This is a genomic window from Nonomuraea sp. NPDC059194 (genome assembly GCF_042754765.1).
In the GTDB taxonomy this organism is placed as follows: Bacteria; Actinomycetota; Actinomycetes; order Streptosporangiales; family Streptosporangiaceae; genus Nonomuraea.
The window spans coordinates 1-21,191 of the sequence record NZ_JBHZBH010000025.1 but is presented as its reverse complement, the minus strand read 5'-3'; the positions used below and the strand labels follow the sequence as shown (position 1 = coordinate 21,191).

The 21,191-nt window shown below is 70.3% G+C and carries 22 protein-coding genes; 11 read left to right on the top strand and 11 right to left on the bottom strand.

Annotated elements, in window-relative coordinates:
• The first annotated feature begins 2 nt into the window (after positions 1-2).
• From ACFXJ8_RS27450 to ACFXJ8_RS27430, 5 genes are all read left to right on the top strand, one after another.
• Positions 3-515, top strand: a complete 513-nt coding sequence (locus ACFXJ8_RS27450) for a 3-hydroxyanthranilate 3,4-dioxygenase (RefSeq protein WP_379646848.1) — start codon at positions 3-5, stop codon at positions 513-515.
• A 3-nt stretch (positions 516-518) separates the two neighbouring features.
• Complete coding sequence (locus tag ACFXJ8_RS27445; RefSeq protein WP_379646847.1) at positions 519-1,487, top strand: amidohydrolase family protein; 969 nt, start codon at positions 519-521, stop codon at positions 1,485-1,487.
• Positions 1,484-2,662, top strand: a complete 1,179-nt coding sequence (locus tag ACFXJ8_RS27440; protein WP_379646846.1) for a kynureninase — start codon at positions 1,484-1,486, stop codon at positions 2,660-2,662. Before ACFXJ8_RS27445 ends, ACFXJ8_RS27440 begins: the two co-directional genes overlap by 4 nt.
• Positions 2,663-2,755: 93 nt before the next feature.
• Complete coding sequence (locus tag ACFXJ8_RS27435) at positions 2,756-4,438, top strand: hypothetical protein (RefSeq protein ID WP_379646845.1); 1,683 nt, start codon at positions 2,756-2,758, stop codon at positions 4,436-4,438.
• 104 nt (positions 4,439-4,542) lie between these two features.
• On the top strand, positions 4,543-5,112 hold the full coding sequence (locus tag ACFXJ8_RS27430; RefSeq protein WP_379646844.1) for a LysE family translocator: 570 nt from the start codon (positions 4,543-4,545) through the stop codon (positions 5,110-5,112).
• Here ACFXJ8_RS27430 and ACFXJ8_RS27425 read toward each other — a convergent pair.
• The 5 genes from ACFXJ8_RS27425 to ACFXJ8_RS27405 form a co-directional block, all read right to left on the bottom strand.
• Positions 5,074-5,466, bottom strand: coding sequence for an MmcQ/YjbR family DNA-binding protein (locus tag ACFXJ8_RS27425; RefSeq protein ID WP_379646843.1), 393 nt, complete (start codon positions 5,464-5,466; stop codon positions 5,074-5,076). The genes ACFXJ8_RS27430 and ACFXJ8_RS27425 overlap by 39 nt on opposite strands.
• Positions 5,463-6,512 (bottom strand): DUF2293 domain-containing protein, encoded by a 1,050-nt coding sequence (locus ACFXJ8_RS27420; RefSeq protein ID WP_379646842.1) that lies wholly within the window; start codon positions 6,510-6,512, stop codon positions 5,463-5,465. The genes ACFXJ8_RS27425 and ACFXJ8_RS27420 overlap by 4 nt, the downstream gene beginning before the upstream one ends.
• Before the next feature lie 98 nt (positions 6,513-6,610).
• Positions 6,611-7,525, bottom strand: a complete 915-nt coding sequence (locus tag ACFXJ8_RS27415) for an LLM class flavin-dependent oxidoreductase (protein ID WP_379646841.1) — start codon at positions 7,523-7,525, stop codon at positions 6,611-6,613.
• Positions 7,526-7,583: 58 nt separating this feature from the next.
• Positions 7,584-8,675, bottom strand: a complete 1,092-nt coding sequence (locus tag ACFXJ8_RS27410) for an NAD(P)/FAD-dependent oxidoreductase (RefSeq protein WP_379646840.1) — start codon at positions 8,673-8,675, stop codon at positions 7,584-7,586.
• 92 nt (positions 8,676-8,767) lie between these two features.
• A complete protein-coding gene (locus ACFXJ8_RS27405; protein ID WP_379646839.1) occupies positions 8,768-9,250 on the bottom strand; it encodes a MarR family winged helix-turn-helix transcriptional regulator in 483 nt (160 codons plus the stop codon).
• A gap of 111 nt (positions 9,251-9,361) precedes the next feature.
• Here ACFXJ8_RS27405 and ACFXJ8_RS27400 point away from each other — a divergent pair, with 111 nt between their 5' ends.
• Positions 9,362-10,168: an FKBP-type peptidyl-prolyl cis-trans isomerase gene (locus ACFXJ8_RS27400; RefSeq protein ID WP_379646838.1), complete on the top strand. Its 807-nt coding sequence runs from the start codon at positions 9,362-9,364 to the stop codon at positions 10,166-10,168.
• A gap of 50 nt (positions 10,169-10,218) precedes the next feature.
• On the opposite strand, the gene ACFXJ8_RS27395 is transcribed toward ACFXJ8_RS27400, so the two are convergent.
• Positions 10,219-11,136 (bottom strand): M23 family metallopeptidase, encoded by a 918-nt coding sequence (locus ACFXJ8_RS27395; protein ID WP_379646837.1) that lies wholly within the window; start codon positions 11,134-11,136, stop codon positions 10,219-10,221.
• An 81-nt stretch (positions 11,137-11,217) separates the two neighbouring features.
• Between ACFXJ8_RS27395 and ACFXJ8_RS27390 the strand changes: the two genes are divergently transcribed.
• A complete protein-coding gene (locus tag ACFXJ8_RS27390; RefSeq protein WP_379646836.1) occupies positions 11,218-13,941 on the top strand; it encodes a BTAD domain-containing putative transcriptional regulator in 2,724 nt (907 codons plus the stop codon).
• On the opposite strand, the gene ACFXJ8_RS27385 is transcribed toward ACFXJ8_RS27390, so the two are convergent.
• Positions 13,910-15,232, bottom strand: coding sequence for an NERD domain-containing protein (locus ACFXJ8_RS27385; RefSeq protein WP_379646835.1), 1,323 nt, complete (start codon positions 15,230-15,232; stop codon positions 13,910-13,912). The two genes, ACFXJ8_RS27390 and ACFXJ8_RS27385, sit on opposite strands and share 32 nt — an antisense overlap.
• Before the next feature lie 60 nt (positions 15,233-15,292).
• Between ACFXJ8_RS27385 and ACFXJ8_RS27380 the strand changes: the two genes are divergently transcribed.
• Both ACFXJ8_RS27380 and ACFXJ8_RS27375 read left to right on the top strand, forming a co-directional pair.
• On the top strand, positions 15,293-15,883 hold the full coding sequence (locus tag ACFXJ8_RS27380) for a type 1 glutamine amidotransferase family protein (RefSeq protein ID WP_379646834.1): 591 nt from the start codon (positions 15,293-15,295) through the stop codon (positions 15,881-15,883).
• Positions 15,880-16,317 carry a MarR family winged helix-turn-helix transcriptional regulator gene (locus ACFXJ8_RS27375; RefSeq protein ID WP_379646833.1) on the top strand — a complete coding sequence of 146 codons (438 nt, stop codon included), beginning with the start codon at positions 15,880-15,882 and terminating at the stop codon, positions 16,315-16,317. Before ACFXJ8_RS27380 ends, ACFXJ8_RS27375 begins: the two co-directional genes overlap by 4 nt.
• A gap of 16 nt (positions 16,318-16,333) precedes the next feature.
• Here the strand turns inward: ACFXJ8_RS27375 and ACFXJ8_RS27370 are convergent, their stop codons facing one another.
• Positions 16,334-16,870 (bottom strand): NUDIX hydrolase family protein, encoded by a 537-nt coding sequence (locus tag ACFXJ8_RS27370; protein ID WP_379646832.1) that lies wholly within the window; start codon positions 16,868-16,870, stop codon positions 16,334-16,336.
• Positions 16,871-16,994: 124 nt separating this feature from the next.
• Here ACFXJ8_RS27370 and ACFXJ8_RS27365 point away from each other — a divergent pair, with 124 nt between their 5' ends.
• Positions 16,995-18,077, top strand: a complete 1,083-nt coding sequence (locus ACFXJ8_RS27365) for an epoxide hydrolase family protein (RefSeq protein WP_379646831.1) — start codon at positions 16,995-16,997, stop codon at positions 18,075-18,077.
• Between the two features lie 76 nt (positions 18,078-18,153).
• On the opposite strand, the gene ACFXJ8_RS27360 is transcribed toward ACFXJ8_RS27365, so the two are convergent.
• Together ACFXJ8_RS27360 and ACFXJ8_RS27355 are read right to left on the bottom strand one after the other, a co-directional pair.
• Entirely contained in the window at positions 18,154-19,326 is a 1,173-nt protein-coding gene (locus ACFXJ8_RS27360) for an MFS transporter (RefSeq protein WP_379646830.1), read from the bottom strand.
• A complete protein-coding gene (locus ACFXJ8_RS27355; RefSeq protein ID WP_379646829.1) occupies positions 19,323-20,219 on the bottom strand; it encodes an EamA family transporter in 897 nt (298 codons plus the stop codon). The genes ACFXJ8_RS27360 and ACFXJ8_RS27355 overlap by 4 nt, the downstream gene beginning before the upstream one ends.
• A 100-nt stretch (positions 20,220-20,319) precedes the next feature.
• Here ACFXJ8_RS27355 and ACFXJ8_RS27350 point away from each other — a divergent pair, with 100 nt between their 5' ends.
• Complete coding sequence (locus ACFXJ8_RS27350) at positions 20,320-20,820, top strand: MarR family winged helix-turn-helix transcriptional regulator (protein WP_379646828.1); 501 nt, start codon at positions 20,320-20,322, stop codon at positions 20,818-20,820.
• Position 20,821: 1 nt separating this feature from the next.
• On the opposite strand, the gene ACFXJ8_RS27345 is transcribed toward ACFXJ8_RS27350, so the two are convergent.
• Positions 20,822-21,010, bottom strand: a complete 189-nt coding sequence (locus tag ACFXJ8_RS27345) for a DUF1737 domain-containing protein (RefSeq protein ID WP_379646827.1) — start codon at positions 21,008-21,010, stop codon at positions 20,822-20,824.
• Positions 21,011-21,191: the final 181 nt, after the last annotated feature.

Genomic DNA, 21,191 nt, shown 5'->3' with positions numbered 1-21,191 from the left:
GCATGATTCCGCCCATCGACTTCAACCAGTGGATCGACGAGCACGCGCACCTGCTCAAGCCGCCGGTGGGCAACAAGGTGGTCTTCGAGCAGGCGGACGACTTCATCGTCATGGTCGTCGGCGGCCCCAACCAGCGCACCGACTTCCACGTCGACCCCTACGAGGAGCTGTTCTTCCAGATCAAGGGCAACATGCACCTCAACGTCATGACGCCCGAGGGCCCGGACACCGTCCACATCCGCGAAGGCCAGATGTGGCTGCTGCCCGGCAACCTGCCGCACTCCCCGCAGCGTGAGGCCGACTCGATCGGCCTGGTGATCGAGAGGATCCGCGAGGAGGGCACGCTGGAGAAGTTCCGGTGGTACTGCCAGGAGTGCGACGCCGTGGTCCACGAGGTGGAGCTGCAGGTGCGCGACATCGTCAAGGACCTGCCGCCGGTCTTCGAGGCGTTCTACACCGACGAGAAGGCGCGCACCTGCGACAACTGCGGGGCGCTGCACCCCGGCAAGGGCTGACGCGTGATCGTCGACGTCCACACGCACTACGTCGCCAAGGGCTGGCCCGACCTGGGCTGGCCCGGCGCGCCCCGGCTGCGGATCGAGTCGGAGCGCGAGGCGATGATCGTCGTCAACGACCGCGACTTCCGCAGGATCCAGGACGACTGCTGGGATCCCGAGGTCCGCCTGGCCACGATGGGCGTGGACCGGCAGGTCGTCTCGCCGACGCCGGTGTTCTTCGCCTACGAGCGCCCGGCGAAGGAGGCGGCGAACGTCGCCCGGATCTTCAACGACCTCGCGCTGGAGATCTGCGACGGCGGCAGGCTGATCCCGTTCTGCCAGGTGCCGCTGCAGGACCCCGACCTGGCCTGCGAGGAGCTCGACAGGTGCCTGGCGGCCGGCCACAGGGGAGTCGAGATCGGCAACCACGTCGGCGACAGGGACCTCGACGACGAGGGGATCGTGCAGTTCCTGCGGCACTGCGCCGACAGGAACGCGCCCGTGTTCGTCCACCCGTGGGACCTGCCCACGGGCCCGAGGCTCGACAGGTGGATGGCGCAGTGGCTGGTCGGCATGCCGGCCGAGACCCACCTGTCGATCCTGGCCATGATCCTCGGCGGCGTCTTCGACCGCGTGCCTGAGACGCTGCGGATCTGCTTCGCCCACGGCGGCGGCTCGTTCGCCTTCTGGCTGGGCCGCTTCGAGAACGCCTGGCATCGCAGGAACGACGTCATCGGCACCTCGGAGCACCCCCCTTCGCACTACCTCGACCGCTTCAGCGTCGACTCCGTGGTCTTCGACGAGCGGGCGCTGCGGCTGCTGGTCGACACCATGGGGGAGGACCGGGTGATGCTCGGCTCCGACTACCCCTACCCGCTCGGCGAGTCTCCCGTGGGGAAGCTGGTCAAGGGGGCGGGTTTCCTCTCCGACCGGGCCCGCGCCAGGATTCTGGGAGGCAATGCCGAGACCTTTCTTGGAGAAATACCGTGAATCGTGAAGACTGCCTGGCTCTTGACGCGGCCGACCCGCTGAGGGAGTTCAGGGACGAGTTCGTGCTGCCCGAGGGCGTCGTCTACCTCGTCGGCAACTCCCTTGGCGCGCTGCCCCGCCGTACCTCGGAAAGGGTGCGGAGGGCCGTGGAGGAGGAGTGGGGCCGCGAGCTGGTCGGCGGGTGGAACAGCGCGGGCTGGTACGCCCAGCCGCTCACCACGGGCGACCGGCTCGCCCCGCTGATCGGCGCGGGCCCCGGGACGGTCGTGGTGGGCAACACCACGTCGATCGCGGTGCACCAGGCGGTGGCGGCGGCGATGCGGCTGCGTCCGTCCAGGCCCGTGGTCGTCGCCGACGTGACCAACTTCCCCACCGACAACTACATCCTGGAAGGGCTCGGCTGCCAGATCCGCGACATCTCCGAGGGTGTCGGCGACGACGTGGCGGCCGTGCTGCTGTCGGAGGTCAACTACCGCACCGGCGAGCGGTACGACGTGCCGGAGGTGACCGCGCGCGTCCAGGAGGCGGGCGCGCTGATGATCTGGGACCTCTGCCACAGCGTGGGCGCGCTGCGGGTGGACGTCTCGCAGGCCGACTTCGCCATCGGCTGCACCTACAAGTACCTCAACGGCGGGCCAGGCGCGCCCGCGTTCCTCTACGTGAACCCGCGCCACCACGAGGCCGCCGAGAACGTCCTGTCCGGCTGGTACGGCCACGCCGAGCCGTTCGCCTTCGAGCCGCGCTTCCGCCCCGCCGACGGCATCAGGCGCTTCACCGTCAGCACCCCGCACGTGCTGTCGTTCGCCGCGCTTGAGGCCGCGCTCGACGTGTGGGAGCGCGTGGACATGGCCGAGGTCAGGGCCAAGAGCGTGCGGCTGACCTCGCTCTTCGTCGACCTGGTCGGCGACGCGCTGGAGCTGGCCTCCCCACGCGACCCGGAGCGCAGGGGCAGCCAGGTCAGCTTCTACCACCCCGACGGCTACCCGGTGATGCGGGCGCTGATCGACAGAGGCGTGCACGGCGACTTCAGGGCGCCCGACATCCTCCGCTTCGGGTTCGCGCCGCTGTACATCAGGCACGTCGACGTCTACGACGCCGCCCAGACCCTGCTGGAGGTGCTCGGCAAGGAGCTGTGGCGCGACGAGAAGTACACCCAGCGGCTCGCGGTCACCTGAGCCTGGATGCCTGGTTCCGTAACGCGGAACCAGGCATTGGGGAACGGGATGCACACCCACCACTCTGGTGTGCATCCCCCGAAAGGTCACAAGATGTTCAGAGCGACTCTCGCCACCACCGCCTGCCTGGCAAGCCTGCTGGTGGCCGCCCCCGCGCAGGCCGAGCCCGGCGACGACTTCCCCACCGTCTGCGGAGACCGCCGGCCCAGCGACCCCGCCCCCGGCGAGTACGGCATGCAGCTCGACGGCTCGTTCCGCCACCCAGCACTCACCCCCGCGGGCGAGGAGCGCTTCCGCTTCCCCGGCGGCGCGCAGGACCTCTTCCCCAAGACCAAGGGCTACGACCCGAAGAGCTACGTCGAGGGCCCGATCAAGCTCGAGGCCGCCTACCGCGGCCCCGACTTCACCCCCGACTACTTCCACACCTGGCAGAACGTCGTCGACTTCGACGGCCGCCGCTACCTGTTCCAGTACGACCGCACTGAGGCCCGCGTCTACGACGTCACCGACGTGCGCAAGGTGAAGATCGTCGAGAAGCTGACCGGCAAGGACTGGAAGAGCGCCGACTACTGGGGCGCCTCCACGATCCAGTGGCGTGACGGCCACTACGTGATGATCCAGTCCTTCGAGCAGAAGCGCCAGGTCGACCAGCTCGGCGACGCCCACGACCGCACCAAGTTCCACAACCCCAAGGGCGTGGAGGAGCTGCGCGGCGAGACCACCTTCAAGGGCTTCAAGGTCTACCGCCTCGACGGCCCGCGCCGTAAGGACTGGAAGCTGCTGTCCACCGTGACCACCGACCCCACGCTGACCGACCCGAAGCCGGGCGTGCAGCAGGGCTCTGGCTCGCTGGACGTGCCGTACTGGACCGGCGGCAAGTACATGTACATCGCCGTCGCCCCGCTCGACACCTGGCGCAACAACGAGGTGCCCACCTACCTCTACTCGCCCGGCTACCAGGCGTGGGACATGTCCGACCTGAAGCACCCGAAGAAGGTCGGCGAATGGCACCGCAAGGGCCAGGTGGCGGGCGAGGAGGCGGCCTACGCCAAGAACCCGCGCTGCGGCAACCAGACCTCGTGGATGGGCGCGCGCATGCCGTTCTTCGTCTCCGGCAAGTACGGCTTCGCCGCGATGGGCGGCTTCGGGCTGTCGATCCTCGACATCTCCAACCCCGCCAAGATGAAGGAGGTCGGCCACCTCGACCTGCCGATGTCCGTCGGCGGCACCGAGGCCGACAACGTGGACGTCTCCCAGTACGCCAAGACCGGCATGGTCTACGTCTCCGGCTACCCGCTCGGTGAGGACTGCCACGAGCCGTACAAGGACGTCTTCCAGGTCGACGCCCGCGACCCGCGCCACCCGCGCATCGTCGGCACGCTGCCCAGGCCCGAGCCGGTGGCGGACGCCAAGTTCGCCGACTACTGCCAGCGGGGCGGCAGCTTCGGGCCCAAGCGCTCCGGCTCCTACACCTCGCCGGGCGACCCCAAGCAGGGCCTGCTGACCTACGCCTTCTACAACGCGGGCGTGCAGTTCTTCGACACCTCCGACGTGCGGAAGCCGAAGCGGGTCGCGCAGTTCGTGCCCAGCGGGTTCAGCAAGAACGTCCCCGACTACGCGCTCGGCAACCAGACCCACGCCATCTACGTCGAGTGGGACCGCAAGATCGTCTGGGTGTTCACCAACGACGGAATCTACGCCGTCTCCTCGGCCAAGCTGCTGGGCGCCCCCACCCTGGGCAAGCCCGCGGCGCCGTACCGGAACTCGGACAAGTAACATCAAGGGCGCCCACAAGGCGCCCCATGTACGTCCGCGGTTCCGTGCGGCCTGCACACCCGCGGGTCTCCCGGAGCGCGCCCAGCTTCCGGGAGACCCCCGCCATGCTGCTGACCTTCGCGGTCACCGCCCTTGTCATGATCATGATCCCCGGGCCCGACGCGGCCCTGATCATGCGCAGTTCCCTCACGCACGGCCGGATCGCCGGACTGCTCACGATGGCAGGCGGCCTGCTGGGCCTCACGGTCCACGCCACCGCCGCCTCGCTCGGCCTGTCGGCGCTGCTGGCCGCCTCACCGACCGCATTCGCCGCGCTCAGGTGGATCGGCATCGCCTACCTGCTCTGGCTGGGTGTGCAGTCGTTTCGGGCCAGGCCGCAGGAGGCGCAGGCCGCGGGGCAGCGGCACATCCGCAACGGCTTCTTCTCCAACGTGCTCAACCCGAAGGTGCTGCTGTTCCAGGTGACGTTCCTGCCGCAGTTCATGAAGGGGCCCGACGACGCGCTGCTGCTGTCGGCCGTCTTCGCGGGGCTGTACTTCCTGTGGTTCCTCGTCTACGTGCTCGTGATCGACAGGCTGGGCGCGCTGCTGCGCACCCCCCGCGTACGGCGGCGCGTCGAACGGATCACCGGCGTGCTACTGGTCGGTTTCGCGCTGCGCCTGGCCGTCCAGTAGCTTGATCGCCCGTTTCGGGGCGATCGCCCGGTAGCTCTCCTCCACCCAGTCGAGCAGCACCTCGGTGTCCGGCAGCTCGCTCTCGAACGGGACCGTCACCCACCCCGCCTTGCCCAGCCCGTAGCCGCTGGGCTCGGCGCCCTCGACGGTCAGCGCGTGGCCGTGCGCCTCCGACAGCAGCTTCACCCCGAACGCCGGATTCCACTTGTCGGTCGGCTCGTCGATGCCGAGGAAGACGAACACCTTCTTGTTGACCTTGATGACGCTCTCGCCCCACGGGAAGTCTTCGTGGGTCTCGGGAAGGCTCAGCGCGAAGTTGTGGATGGCCTTCCGGGCGGCGTGCCAGTCGCTCATCCTTGATTTGTACCCCTGAGCTCCGACAGTTTGGCCTCGATCACCGGCCGGATGCGGTCGCGCGCCTCCATGCGGGGCACACCGTCCATCAGCATCCGGTCGTAGTCAGTGTCCAGATGGCGGACCGAGGCCACGACCGCGAGCGTGATCGCGTTCTCGTCCATGGCCTTGGCGGCCGCCGTACGGCCGACCCTGCCGCTGCCGCGCAGGGCGGCGTGGACGGCGATCGACTCGGCGCGCTCGGGCGGGCAGTTCGGGAACAGCCGCACGATCTCGGCCGCCATCCTGGCCTGGTAGTCGAGGTCCTGCTCGGCCCGGCGCTCGCGGTCGCGCACCCTGCGGGCCTCGCGCGCCTGCTCGTCGCCGAGGCACTGCTCCTCCGCGCGGGCCAGCGCGGCCTCCTCCACCAGCACGCCCTGGCGCTGGTAGACCTTGCGCCGCCGGTTGAACTGCACGACCACCGCCGACAGCACGCTCTCCTTCTTGGCCCTGCGGCTCAGCGCCGCGTTGCCCGAGGGGAGGAAGACGAGGTGGTCGAGGTCGGTGCAGGTCAGGCATAGTGGGTGGTCGTCCTCCATGATCAGGTACGGGCCGGTGTCGCCGCACGAGGCGCACTCCCACACCTGCAGCGGGGCGACCACGACCAGGTCGGGCGCCTTGCTCTGCCGTTCGGTGAGCTGCCTGACGCGCGCGTCGCTGAGGTCGGGGGAGATCCAGTGAACCCTGAACGCGCCCTGCTCGCCTTCGGTGGTGAAGCGCAGCTCGCGGCGGTCCCTGCCGCCCGACAGGTACGGCGTCTCCACCGGGCGCAGGCCCTTGGACCGCGCCCACACGCCGAGCGCCGCGGCGGCGTCGGCCAGGCGGGCGTCGTCGACTGCGGCCAGCTCGGCGAGTGTGGCGGCCCGGCCCTGGCGCCAGGTGTCGACGTGGCGGCTGTGCAGCCAGCGCAGGCCGGTCACGACGTCGAGGAAGGTGACGTACTTGCGGGTGGTGAGCGCGATCTCGGCCGCATCCGCGACCCTGCGCGCCAGGTTCGTCCGGCTCACAGCACTCCAGTGTGCCCGTGAGCCGACTCCCCTCGCGCCCATCTCCGGCCCTCGCCCTCCGAGCGCCCCAGCGCGGGTACAAGGCCCAGGACCACGGCTCAGCCGGTTTCCTTCGCGATCGCTTCGCGGACGGCTGGGACGATCTCTCGGGCCCAGCGGGCCAGGACGTCGAGGTCCGGACTGCCGTGACCGGCGGAGAAGAGCACGAAGCCCGACGCGCCGTGCTCCAGCACCGCTCCGGTCAGTTCCTCGACCCACTGGCCGACGGAGCCGCCGACCCACCGGCCGTCGCGGTCACGCGTGGCGGGCAGCGGCCGGTCGGTGATGCGCCCGGGGAAGTTGAAGACCGTGCGGATCTCCCGCGGATCGCGGCCCACGGTTGCCGCGGCTTCGTCGATGACCGGCCGCGACGCCCGGTATCGCTCGCTGAGCCAGTCCGCAGCGTGGCCGGGAATCCAGCCGTCGGCCACCCGGCCGGTGGCGGCCAGGGATTTCGGGCCGACCGATCCGGTCCACACGGGAGGCGCGGCGACGGGAGCGGGCTCGATCTGGCGCACCTGGTAGTGGTCGCCCTGGTAGGTGACCGCAGGGCCGCCACCCGACAGCGACTTGACCAGGGTGATCGCCTCCTCGAAGGCGTCCACGGCGTCGCCCGGCGACAGCCGCGGCACTCCCATGTCGGCGATGCGATCCCACAGCCCGCCCGCGCCCATGCCGAGCACGACGCGGCCTCCCGACAGCGCCGACAGCGACGTCACCGTCCTGGCCAGCATGGGAGCGGGCCTGGTCGGCAGGTTGGTGACGTTGGCGAAGCCGGAGATGCGCGCCGTCCGCCCCAGAACGAAGCCGAGGGCGGCGTAGGCGTCCAGGCGCCCGCCGAGATAGGGATGATCCGACAGCGAGAAGAGATCGAGCCCGTAGCGGTCGGCCTGCTCGGCCATGCGCAGCAGCTCCGGCACCTCGTCGATGCCGCTATGCGCGCCGAAACCGAAGACGACTTTCTGTCCGGACAATGTTCTTTCCTTCGTTTCAGGAGGCGCTTTCAGGCGGCCGCTTCCAGGAGGCCGCTTTTCAGGAGGCGCCGAACTGGTCGGTGAAGCGGGCGGTGAACAGGTCGGCGCCCTTGTACGCGACGACCGTCTCGGTCGGGACGACGGCCGGGCCGTCGGGGCTGGGCAGCTGGCCGACACCGCCCCGCGGTCCGAGCGGGAGCAGGATCATGGGATGGGGCAGGGGCTGGTAGGCAGCCGTGGGCCGCTCGCCGCGCAGCTGGGCGGTGATGTTCCGGGCCACCACCTCGGCGTGCTGCATCGCGTATCCGGCCATCTTGGCCTCGGCGACGTCGGTGATGTCGCCGATCGCGTAGACGTGGTCGTAGCCGTGAACGTTGAGGGTCTCGGTGACGGGCACCTGTCCCTGCGGGGTGCGGGTCGTGAGCCGGCCGTCGGCGAGGTAGTCGCTGTTGACGCGCACCCCGTGGGCGCGGAACCAGATGTCGGCGGTGATGTCCTCCCCGCCGGTGGTGGCGACGGTGAAGGCCCCGACCTGGCCGGGCTCGGTCGGCGGCGGTACGGCCAGGCCGGCGCCCAGCCGCAGCTGGATGCCCGACTCGTCGAGTTGGCGGTGCAAGTCCTGCCGCAGCTCCGGCTGGAAGGCGGGCAGGAGCCGCTCGGCCGGGTCGACGATGGTCACGTGCTTGTGCGGCCAGACCTCCTTGATCTCTCCGGCCAGCTCCAGGCCGACCGGCCCGGCGCCGAGGATCAGCACCCGCTCGGCGTCGGCCAGCTCCTTGTGGGTTCGGCGGAGGTCGTCGAGAACCTCGTCGGTCGAGTCGGCGACGGGTTTGGCCGGGTAGGCGTAGCTGGAGCCGGTGGCCAGGACCAGATAGTCGGCCTCGACCCGCCGTCCAGAGGCCAGGGTGACGCCGCCGGGGTCCGCCGAGACCGCCCGGTCGTGGATCACCGTGCCCCGCGTCAGCCACTCGTCGTAGGGGAAGAACATGTTGCCTGCCCAGTCGGGCTGGGTCAGCGCCCGCAGCGACCCCGCCGAGTTGATGAACGCGTCACGGGGATCGATGAGGACGACGTCGGCCTCGGGGTCCAGCGCCTTGGCGAGCGCCGATCCTCCGTAACCTCCGCCGATGATCGCAACCGTACGACTCATGATTTCACGCCTCCACAGACAAGGAGTTGCAGTTCGTGCTACGAACCATATTAGTTCGTGCTACGAACTGCAACTCCTCCGGCGGATCGGTGTTATTGCTTCCGGTCGACGGCGGCTCCTTCGTCGGGTTCCATGAAGACCACGGGAACCGCGTTGTCCTGCACGACGCGGCCGAGCAGACCGGCGAGCGCGTCTCGTTCGCCGGCGGCGAGCCCCGACGTCAGTTTCTCGATGCGCCGGCAGGTCTCGACATAGAACTCCTCGGCGAGCCTGCTGCCCCGCCGGGTGAGGGTGACCCGCACCGCACGCGAGTCCTGCGGGTCCGGTTTGCGGTCGACCAGGCCGTTGCGCTCGGTGCGGTCGACCAGGCCGGTCAGGCTCGACTTCGCCAGCCGCAGAACCGCGCCCAGTTCGCTCATGCCGTACGGCTGGGCCATCAGCACGCACAGCAGCTGGCCCTGCTGCGAGGTGATGCCGTACTCCCTGGCGGAATCGGCGTACACGGCATTCACCAGGAACGTCGACCGCACCAGCCCGGCCACCACCCCGATCTGGCCCTCGTTATCTCTAGCCACGTGACCATGGTACATTCCGGCGCCGCACAATTCGCGAGACGAACTACCTGTTTGCGCGGAGATGGAGGGCGGTCAGGAGTCGCTTGGGGCGATCGCGGCTACGTCATCACCGTGCGCCCGATCGTCCTGCTCTGCCTGCTGCTCGCCGTCTCCTGCGCCTCCACCGCCACGCCCACGGTGGTCGGCGCGTTCGGGGAGCGGCCCGTCATCGAGCTGCCCTCCCGCCCCGAACCCACCACCCCGACGGTGAGCGTCCTGTCGGAGGGGACGGGCCCGCGCACCAGGAGGGGCGAGGTGGTGCTGACCGAGGTGGAGATCCGCCGGTGGGACGGCGCCAAGCCGTACCTGACGACCTACGACACCAACCAGCCCACCACGGTCGTCCTCGACGGCAGGCACGTCTCGCCGGCGTGGGAGCGGGCGCTGCTCGACCGTCCCGTCGGCAGCAGGGTGATGCTGGTGACCCCCGCCCGCCTCGGGTACGGCCCGCACGGCGTGCCGGGGCACGCCGACGGCGACGAGACGTTGGTGCTGGTCTTCGACATCCTGGCCGGCTATCCGCCGGACGCGAGACTGGTCGGCCGGCGGCTGCCCGACCTGCCCCGCACCCTCCGCTCTGGCGTCCTGATCGACGGCTCGGGGCCCACGGTGGCGCCCGGCGACAGGGTGGTCGTGCGGTACGTCGGCGCCCGCTGGCCCAGCAGGAAGGTCTTCGACAGGGGCGGACCGAGCGCCGTCGTGCTGAAGGAAGGGGCGGTGCCGCCGGGCTGGGTGGAGGAGCTGACCGGCAGGCGGGTGGGCAGCAGGGTCGCGATCACCGCGCCCCCCGTCGCCAAGGCAGGCTTGACGACGGGCGGGATGCCGGTCCCCGGAGGGTCCAGGCTCGTCTACGTGGTCGACCTCATCGACACCGTGTGACGACATGGAACAGGACCCCCACCACGCTGTGGAGGTCCCGCCGAAGACGATCAGCCGCAGTGCTCGAAGGGGCTGTCGTAGGTGGAGGAGCCCGCCTTGCCGCCCCACTTCACGCACTTGTTCGCGGCGGAGGCGCGTACAGGTCCCGCGTAGTACCCGAAGTTGCCGGAGTCGGTGATTCTGCTACTGCCCTGCACTTCCAGGTAGGCGGTCGTCGCCGTGGGGGTGCCGAGGGAGGTGTGCTTGATGGTGGTGACGCAGTTGTAGCCGTTGCCGCTGTTGTAGAGCAGGTAGACCGTGCCGGAGGAGCCGAGCGCCGCCGAGTCGATCACGCTGTAGCCGGCGCCGCAGACTTCCTGCGGGGTGTAGGGGTTGGTGCTGCCGCCGCAGTTGCGTGAGGTGACCGTCTGGACGGGGTAGCCGAAGGTCGTGCCGTTGAAGACGGCCTTCTGGATGTTGGACGGGTAGCTGCTGCCGAGCCGTACCTCGTAGTGGAGGTGGGGGGAGATGTTGTTGCCCGGCTTGCTGGTGTTGCCGACGGTGCCGATCTTCTGGCCCTGGGAGACGGCCTGGCCCGCGCTGACCGAGCGGACGTTCAGGTGGGCGTAGTAGGTGGACCAGCCGCCACCGTGGTCGATCTTGACGAGGTTGCCGTAGCCGTTGGTCGAGCCCTGGTGGGCGGAGATGACCACGGTGCCCGACGCGGCGGCCAGCACGGGGTCGCCGAGGTCGGCGTCGGGCGTGCTGCCCCTGTTGAAGTCGATCTCCCAGGACTGGTGGGCGCTGCTCGCGCTGGAGTTGCCGGTCCACGCCTGCCCGCACGGGAAGGGCAGCTGGAAGTTGGTGGCCATGACGCTCACCTCGGCCGTGACCTCGTTGGGCGGGTCGCCGCCCTCCGTTCCAGGGTCGGCGGCGGCGACGCTGAAGAACAGGGCTAAGCCCGCGATGGCGACTGCTGTGAGTTTCACTGGGACCCCTTCCACACCGGACATGGCTTGTCAGGGCCCAGGGTGGGAATAATGCGCACAAAAAACGTACAGAGGGCTGCCATGGTGTCCTTCCATGTGCTCGGCCCGCTGGAGGTGTGGGCCGGAGGGCGGCCACTGCGCATCTCCGGCAGGAAGCCGCGCATGCTGCTGGCCACACTGCTTCTCGACTCCAACCACCTCGTCAGCGCCGACCTGCTGGTCGAGGTGCTGTGGGACCGCCCGCCCCGCTCGGCCCAGGCGAACCTGCGCACCTACACCAGCGCCCTGCGCTCCTCTCTCGGCGCGCGCATCCGCGCGGAAGGGTCCGGCTACCTGATCGAGGTCGCCCCCCAGGATCTCGATCTGCTCCGGTTCGAGCGGCTGGTCGCCGGCCGCGACCCCGACTCGCTGGCCGCCGCGCTCGCGTTGTGGCGCGGCGCGCCGCTGGCCGACCTGCCCGACCACCCGATGTGGGCGCGCAGGCTCGCCCCCCTCCATGAAGTACGGTTGGCCGCCGCCCGCGAGCTGATCGCCGCCCTCCTGGAGCAGGGCGCGTACGGCGAGGCGGTCGCCCTGCTGCGTCCCCTGTGCGCCGAGCATCCCTTCCGCGAGGACCTGTGGGGGCAGCTCATGCTCGCCCTGCACTGGAGCGGGCGGCAGGCGGAGGCGCTGGCCTGCTACACCGCGATCAGGCGGCAACTGGTCGCCGAGCTGGGCGTCGAGCCGGGAGCGGGGCTGCGCCAGGTGCAGGCCAGGGTGCTGGAGGGAGAGCCGCCGCCCGGCGCGGCCACCGGCACTGTCAGGGTGGCCGAGGTGGTCGCGCCCGTCCCGCGCCAGCTTCCTCCTGACGTTCCCGACTTCGTGGGCCGGGTGAGCGAGTCGGTGGCGCTGGCGGCACCCGTGCCCCTCGCGGTGATCTCGGGGCCGCCGGGATCAGGCAAGAGCGCGCTGGCCGTCCATGCCGCCCACGCCCTCACCGACCGGTTCCCCGCGGGACAGCTGTTCCTCAGCATGGCCACCACCGACCCCGCCGAGCTGCTGGCCCAGGCGCTCAGGGCGCTGGGCGCGACCTCGGTTCCCGACGGCGCCGCCGAGCGCTCGGCCCTCTACCGCTCGATCCTGGCCGACCGTCCGATGCTTGTGGTCCTCGACGACGCCATGGACGCCTCGCAGGTGCGCCCGCTGCTGCCCGGCCACGGGTCCTCGGTGATCGTGACGAGCAGGTCGAAGCTCACCTCGCTGCCCGGCGCGCTCCAGGTCCACCTCGAGCCGCTGTCGCGGCCGGAGGCCGAGGACCTGCTGCGCAGGATCGTCGGCCAGGCGCGGACGGCGCGGGAGCCTGAGGCGGCCACGGCGATCGTGCGGGCGTGCGGGTACGTGCCGCTGGCCGTACGGATCGCCGGGGCCAGGCTGGCGGCGCGCCCCGGCTGGTCGCTCGCGCTGTTCCAGAACCGGCTCATGGACGAGAACCGCAGGATAGGAGAGCTGCGCATCGGCGACCTCGACGTGCGCACCGGCCTCGACCACAGCTACCGGGGCCTGCCGATGGAGGCCGCCCGCGCCCTCCACACGCTCGGCAGGCTGGGCGGCGCCGCGATACCCGGCTGGGTGGTCGACGCCGTCCTCGACCGGCACCTCGCCGACGACGTCAGCGACGCCCTCGTGGACGCCGACCTGTTACGGCTGGTCGGCACCGACCGGCTCGGCCAGCCGCGCTTCCAGCTTCCCGACCTGGTCCGGTGTCACGCCCTCGAACAGCGCCCCGACCCCGCGGCGCTCGCCAGGGTCGTCGCCGGATGGACCGCGACCGCCGAGCTGGCCATCGCCAAGCTGCCGCCCACGGTGTTCACACTCAGCTCGGCCGCCGCGCAGCGCTGGTGGCAGCCGCCTGGCGCCCTCGACATGCTCACCGCCGACCCGCTGGCCTGGTTCGAGGTCGAGCACGGGGCGCTGGAGGACGCCGTGGGCCTGGCCGCGTCCGCGGGCCTGGCCGAACAGGCGTGGGGGCTGGCCGCCGCGATGGTCCCCTACCTCGACCTGCGCTGCCACTTCGACACCTGGCAGCGCACCCACCGCACCGCGCTGGCCGCCGCCAGGGTCGCGGGCGACAGGTACGGCGAGGCCGCCATGCTGCGCGGCCTCGCCCAGGTCTGCCTCTACCAGGACCGCTACGCCGAGTCGGAGGAGATGTTCGCCCGCGCCCGCCAGGCCTTCCGCGAGCTCGGCGACATGAGGGCCGAGGCCACCTCCGTGTGCGGGCTCGGCGCCGTCGCGCAGTTCCGCGGGCGGCACCCCACCGCGCTGTCGCACTTCCGCCGCGCCCTGGCGATGTTCGACTCGATGAGCGACCTGCCCGGCGCGGCCTACACCCGCCAGGCCATCGGCAGGGTCTGGCTGAAGTCGGGCGACCAGGCCCAGGCCGCGCACTGGCTGGGCCAGGCGTTGCGCCTGGCCCAGGAGCTCGGCGACGTCCACCGGGAAGGGTGCGTGTCGGTCCAGCTCGGCGGCCACCACGTCGAACGCGCGCTGGAGATCTTCGAGAGCCTGGGCGACCTGCACTGCGGCGCCTACGCGCTGCAACGCCTGGCGGGACTGCAGGCCGCGCGCGGCGAGCTGGTCCACGCCTCGACGGGGCTCGAACGCGCGCTGGCGGTCTTCAGGCGGCTCGGCGACCGCAGCGGGCAGGCCTCCTCGGCCGAACTCCTCGGCGAGCTGTACCGCTCGGCGGGCCGGGTGGAGCTGGCCAGCGGCTATCTGAGCGAGGCCGTCGCGCTCAGGGGATCACTCGCCGCAGAAGGCGTCTGATCCGCCCCTGCCTGGCTGCCACGGGGGCGCCGTCGAGCACGGCGAGCGCCTCGGCCGCGCTCGGCCGCTTGCCTGGATCGGGGTGCAGCATCTCCGACAGCAGGCCGTCGGCGTCGCCGGGCAGCAGCTGGTGGGCGATCACGCCGGCCGCGTAGACGTCGGACGCCTCGGTCATGAGGTCGGGCCGGTCATGGCACTCGGGGGCGACGTACTGGGCGTCGAGGACGTTGCTCAGCTCGTTGGCCACGGTGTAGGCCCTGGGCGCGCCCTTGGCGTAGTCGAACCCGGTGAGCATCGCCTGCCCCTCCTCGGTGACCAGCACGGAGGCGGGGGTCAGCGCCCGGTGGACCACGCCGTGGGCGTGCACGTGCGCCAGGCCGGACAGCATGCCCCGCAGTGCCCCCTTGATCAGCTCGCTCCTGCGCTCCTGGAGCTTCAGATGGAGCGCCCTGCCGTGGACGTCGTCCAGCACGAGCACGAACCTGCTCTCGTCGTCGATGGCGAAGAAGTCGCGCGACCTGACGACGGCGGGATGGGCGGGGATCCGCGTCAACGACTCGTAGGCGTTGGCGATGCGCTGCCGCTCGGCCGCCCGCTGCTCCTGGTCGGCCATGGGGTCGGCCTGGTAGACGCGCAGCAGCACGGTCTCGCTGCCCGGCACCGTGGCGTTGAAGGCGCGGTATTCGGTCACCTTGCTGTCGCCGCCGAGCCGTTCGGCGACCTCCCAGTTGCCGAACCTGGGCGGGGCGGTGCTGCGCCGTACGGTGGCGTTGAGCGCGTCGAGGATCTTCGGCAGGTACGGCTTGGCGTCGTGGGTGCCGCCCCGCCGTACCCTGCCGGGGTCGGCCAGCGTGGCGACGAGGGAATGCAGGTAGGCGACGTTGGCCAGCTCGCGCCCCCCTGGATCGACCAGCTCGGCGTCGGGAGAGGACAGCACGACCAGGCTGTCGACGTAGACCCGCTCCAGCTCGCGGTGCTTGTCGACGAGCAGGCCCTTCAGCGCCCTGGCGGTGCCGCGCAGCTTGGCCACGGGCGAGCCGAACGCCTCCCTGCGCGGCGGGAACCAGCGCTGGCCCGACACCTCGATGCGGCCTCTGGTGCCCTTGACGTCGATGACCACGAGGGAGTGGCCGGTCAGCACGATGAGGTCGACCTCGAACAGATCGCCGCGGCGTGGGATCTCGATGTTGTGCAGCAGGAACCAGTCGTCGGGCGCGTGGTCGCGCAGATGGGCGATCACGCGCCGTTCGGCGTCGTTGACCGGGTGTCCGCCGCCGACGATCTCTGCCATAGGGTCCATCCTCGCAGATTTTCGATTGACAACATGTTGTCGATATGACAAGCTATTGCCATGAAGCGAATCGTTCACCTCGCCGTTTACAACACCCTCGCCGACTGGGAGACCGGATACGCCACCGCGCACGTGCGCGGCGAGCACTACGACATCGTCACCGTGGCCGAGACGACCGACCCGGTCACCACGATGGGCGGCACGCGGATCCTGCCCGACATCACGCTCGACCAGCTCTCTCCGGCCGACAGCGCGATGCTGATCCTGCCCGGCGCCGACCTCTGGGACGAGGGCGGCAACGGCGCGTTCGCCAAGAAGGCCGCCGAGTTCCTCGCCGCGGGCGTGCCGGTCGCGGCCATCTGCGGCGCGGTGCCCGGCCTGGCCAGGGAGGGGCTGCTCGACGATCGCGACCACACCAGCGCCTTCCCCGGCTACGTGCAGGTCGACGGCTACAACGGCGCCGACCACTACGTCGAGGCCGACGCGGTCACCGACGGCGACCTGATCACGGCGGGGCCGACCGAGCCCGTGGCCTTCGCCAGGGAGGTCCTGGCCAGGCTCGACGTCTTCCCGCCGCACAAGCTCGACGCGTGGTTCAGGCTGTTCAAGCACAGCGACGCGTCGGCGATCGAGGTGCTGATGGCGCCGTGAGCGACCCGGGAGAGCTGTTGTCGACGACCGCGGTGACGGCCTTCCGGCTCAACGGGCAGTTCATGGCCGTGGCGGAGGGGCTGGCCAGACCGGCCGGCCTCACCGCCTCCTGGTGGCAGGTGCTGGGCGCGGTGCTGAAGCAGCCGCTGCCGGTGGCGGGCATCGCCAGGGAGATGGGGATGACCCGCCAGGGCGTGCAGCGCATCGCCGACCTGCTGGTGGAGAAGGAGCTGGCGGAATACCTCCCCAACCCGGCCCACCGCAGGGCCAAACTGCTGCGGCCGACTCCCGAGGGGCTGGCCGCCGTCAGCAGGATCGATCCCGGGCACCAGGAGCTGGCCGAACGGCTGGCCGCCGAGCTGGGCGAGGCCGAGTGGAGCGCCGCCCTCCAGGCGCTGACCAGGCTGTCGGCCGCCCTCGACGCGATCTCCTAGCCGGGCGGTGGCAGGGTCAGGGCAGGCGGCCGACGGAGGCGAGCGCCTGCTTCAGCAGTACGCCCTGCCCGCCGATCATCTCCTGCTGCACCATCGGCGAGGCCGCCTCCTCGGGCGTGAACCAGACCAGGTCGAGCGCGTCCTGGCGGGGCCTGCAGTCACCGACCACGGGAACGATGTAGGCGAGCGACACCGCGTGCTGGCGCGGGTCGTGGTACGGCGTGACGCCGGGCGTCGGGAAGTACTCCGCCACCGTGAACGGCTGGGGCGAGGCCGGGATGTGCGGCAGCGCCACGGGCCCGAGGTCCTTCTCCAGGTGGCGCAGCAGCGCGTCGCGGATCCGTTCGTGGTGCAGGACCCGCCCGGAGACCAGCGCCCTGCTGACCGTGCCGTCGGCCGAGATGCGCAGCAGCAGCCCGACGTGGGTGACCACGCCGGTGTCGTCGACCCGCACGGGGACGGCGTCGACGTAGAGGATCGGCATCCGCCCGCGCATCGACTCCAGCTCGTCTGGAGCAAGCCACCCTGGCACGGTTTCGGTATTTTCGATCATTCGCTGATGGTACTTCCCCCTGATGGTCCCGTAGTGGAGGGACGCGTCTCTTTCGAGTGGAACGGAATGCTTTACTCTGCTATTATTGGAACAGAACAAGCTGTTCCGTTCAGAGGAGAAGCCCATGTCCGAGATCCGCCCCTTCCGCGTCGAGATCCCGCAGGCCGACCTGGACGACCTTCAGGCGCGGCTCGCGCTGACCCGCTTCACCGACCAGATCCCCGGCACCGACTCCGAGTACGGCGTGAGCGTCGAGTGGGTCAAGGAGATGGTCGCGTACTGGCGCGACGGCTACGACTGGCGCGCCTGGGAGGCGAAGCTGAACGCCCACCCGCAGTTCACCACCGAGATCGACGGACAGAACATCCACTTCATCCACGTCCGCTCGGCCAAGCAGGACGCGTTCCCGCTGATCCTCACGCACGGCTGGCCCGGCACGGTCGTGGAGTACCTCGACGTGATCGAGGACCTCTCGCGCGACTTCCACCTGGTCATCCCCTCCCTGCCCGGCTTCGGGTTCTCGGGGCCGACGAGCGAGAAGGGCTGGAACAGGTACAGGACCGCCCAGGCGTGGGCCGAGCTGATGGCCTGCCTGGGCTACGAGCGGTACGGCGCGGTCGGCAACGACGGCGGCTCCTTGGTCTCGCCCGAGCTCGGCAGGATCGCCCCCGGCAACGTCGTCGGCCTGCACGTCACGCAGATCTTCTCCTTCCCCTCCGGCGACCCCGCCGAGCTGCAGGACCTCACCGAGCAGGAGCAGGCGGCGATGCGGCACCTGCAGTGGTTCTGGGAGAACATGGGCGCCTTCAACCAGCTCCAGTCGCAGTCGCCGCAGACCCTGGCCCACGCGATCGCCGACTCCCCTGCGGGGCTGCTCGGCTGGATGGGGCAGCTCATCGGCGGGCACCTGGACCGCGACTTCACGCTGACCAACATCGCGATCCACTGGTTCTACGGCACCGCGGGCTCGTCGATCCGGTTCTACTACGAGGACGCCAAGTCCGAGCACCCCACCGAGCCGACCACGGTCCCGATCGGCCTGGCGGGCTTCGCCAACGACTTCCAGTCGATCCGCCGCTTCGCCGAGCGCGACCACAAGAACATCGAGCAGTGGAACACCTACGAGGTGGGCGGCCACTACGCCGCGCACGAGGTACCCGAGGTGCTGGCCGCCGACGTCAGGGCCTTCTTCACCGGCCGCGGCTGACCCGGCCGTAGCCGACCTTCGGTGGAGGGGGCCGTGGCATCCCACGGCCCCCTCCACCGTTGGCGGCTCCGGCCGGTCAGGCGTCTCTGGTCCGCCACACCGCCAGCGAGGTCAGGACCGTGAGCAGCGCGCCGAACCACAGGACGCCGGTGACGGTGACCGCGTCGACGAAGAGGCCACCCAGCAGCGCTCCCAGCGCGATGGCCAGGTTGAACACCGAGGTGTTCAGCGCGGTGGCCGCCTCCGCCGCGTCGGGCGCGCCCTTGAAGATCCACGTCTGTACGGCCACCGGCACCCCGCCGAAGGCCAGGCCCCACAGGATCAGCAGCGCCGACCCGGTGAGCGGGCTGCCACCGAGCAGGGGAAACAGCGCCATGATCGCCGCGAGCGCGACGCCGAGCGTGATGATGGTCTTCCTGACGTCGCGTGAAGCTCCCGCGCTCGCGACGAAGGTGCCGACCACACCGGCGACGCCGAAAGCGAGCAGCAGTGGGCCGATCATGCTCTCGCTGACGCCCGAGATGCCCTGCAGGATCGGGCTCACGAAGGTGAAGGCGGCGAAGTGACCGCTCACCAGGAGGAACGTCGAGAGGACCGCGGTCCTGACGACGGGGTTGCGGAACTGCCGGGGCAGCGCGCGCAGCCGTACCGGCTCGGTGGCGGGCAGTCGCGGCAGCAGCAGCCACAGGCCCGCGACCACGAGCAGGCCGAGCACGCCCACGGCGGCGAACGCCACCCGCCAGTCGGTGAGCCCGCCGATCAGCGTGCCCGCGGGGACGCCGAGCACGTTGGCCGCCGTCGCCCCTCCGAAGGTCAGCGAGGTGGCGCGGGGAACGTGCCTGTCAGGCACCAGCCGTACGGCGATGCCGGCCGCCAGCGCCCAGAACCCGCCGATGCTCACCCCGACGAGGAAGCGTGAAGCCAGCAGGACGGCGAAGTTCGGCGCGAAGGCCGACATCGCATTGGCCAGGACCATGAGGCCGAGCAGGCCGATGAGCACCACACGCCGGTCGAGGCGGCGGATGGCCACGGGGAGGAGGGGCGCGGCAGCCGAGGCCACCAGACCCGGCACGGTGACCATGAGGCCGGCCGTACCCTCCGTGATGTCGAGGTCGCCGCCGATGGAGGTGAGCAGGCCCACGGGCAACTGCTCGACGGTCACGACCGAGAAGGTGCCGACCGCCACGGCGGCGACGGCCAGCCAGGTCTTCAACGGGACCCGGTCGGTGGACAAGACGGTGGTGGTCATGCTGACTTCCTGCTCAGGGTCTGGCCGGCGACGAGCGCGCCGAGCGCGATGGCGAATCCGGCGATCTGCCAGCCGGTGAGGGTCTGCCCGAGCACCACCAGGCCGCCGAGGGTGGCGACCAGCGGGTTGGTGAGGCCGAGCAACGAGACGGAGGTGGGCGCGAGGCGGTCGATGCCGCGGAACCACAGCGCGTAGGCGAGGGCGGTGCCGATGATGCCCAGGTAGGCGAAGCCGAGGAGGTTCTGGACGGTGAAGGCCGAGGGCAGACCCTCGACCGCCAGCGTGAACGGTGCCAGGACGAGCCCGCCGATGGTGAGCTGCCAGCCGGTCATGACCAGCGGCGACTCCGGCTGACCCCACTTCTTGGTGAGGACGATGGCGCCCCCCATCAGCGAGGTGGCCAGCAGCATGGCGGCGATGCCGAGCGGATCGAGGCGGGCCTGCGCGGTCAGTGTCAGCAGGGCCACGCCGCCGGTGCCCGCGACGGCGGCGTACAGCACGGCGCGGGCCGGTGTCGACCGCAGGATCAGCATCGACAGCAGCGCAACGACCAGCGGCTGGACCGAGCCGATCGTGGCCGCGACGCCGCCGGGCAACCGGTAGGCGGCGAAGAACAACAGGGGGAAGAAAGCGCCGAAGTTCAGCATGCCGAGCACCGTGGCCTTCCACCACCACGAACCGCGTGGCAGGCGACGGGTCATGGCCAGTAGCACCAGTCCGGCGGGCAACGCTCGCAAGGTCGCGGCGAGCAGCGGCCGGTCGGGCGGCAACAGCGTCGCGGTGACGACGTAGGTGGTTCCCCAGCTCACCGGCGCCAGGGCGGTCAGGGCCAGGTCGCTCGTCGTGTAACGCGTGCGTTCGATCGGTGGGGCTTCGATCGTGGCCACGTCCATCACCTCTCATTGATAATCTCAACGTTGAGATAACATCATCATGCTCGTGTGAACGTCAAGTCTGTGAACGTTGAGATTATTTCCGTTGAGAGGACAGGCTATGAGCGACGCGGTGGACGCGGTGATCGCACAGTGGAACAGGGAGCGGCCCGACCTCGACGTCTGGCCCATGGGCGTCGTCGGACGGCTCTCGCGGCTGACCCGGCTCGTCGAGCAGGCGCTCAAGCGGTTCTTCGCCGAGCACGGACTCGAGAGCTTCGAGTTCGACGTGCTGGCCACGCTGCGGCGATCGGGCCCGCCGTACGAGCTGACGGCGGGCTCGCTGCTCAAGGCGGCGATGGTGACCTCGGGAGCGATCACCAACAGGATCGACAGGATGGAGGCCAAGGGGCTGGTCGAGCGCATCCGCGACAGCGAGGACCGCAGGTCCGTGCGGATCAGGCTGACCCCCGAAGGGCTGCGGCTCATCGACGAGCTGGTCGGGCTGCACGTCGAGAACGAAAGCAGGCTGCTGGCCGTCCTCGGCCCCGCCGAACGTGATCAGCTCTCGGGGCTGCTGCGCCTGGTGCTCGAGTCGATGGGCGACACCTCGCTCGACTGACCTACGGCGTGCGTGCTCGCCAGACCAACGCCTGGGCGACGATGACGTTCTCACCGTTGAAGGTGATGGCGGGGCCTTCGTGGAGTTCGTAGCCAAGACCGATCGCTTCGCTCACACGTTGGCAGAACGCGGCGTCGTCCGGGCCGGTCAGGACTCGGTAGATGGGCAATCCGTCTGGTGGTGTGCTCATGAGCAGAAGGATCTCAGCTGGTGCGCGAGCTGAGCCTGGCGGGTTCCTCGGCGGGAACCGGTAGACCGCCCACCCGAACGCGTCGGCCTCGGCTATTCAGCCGGTATTTCACTCTGAAGATCGATAACTGAAGAAGGTGCCTCCGACCTGCGATGATCTGACTGCTTAGATCACGAACATC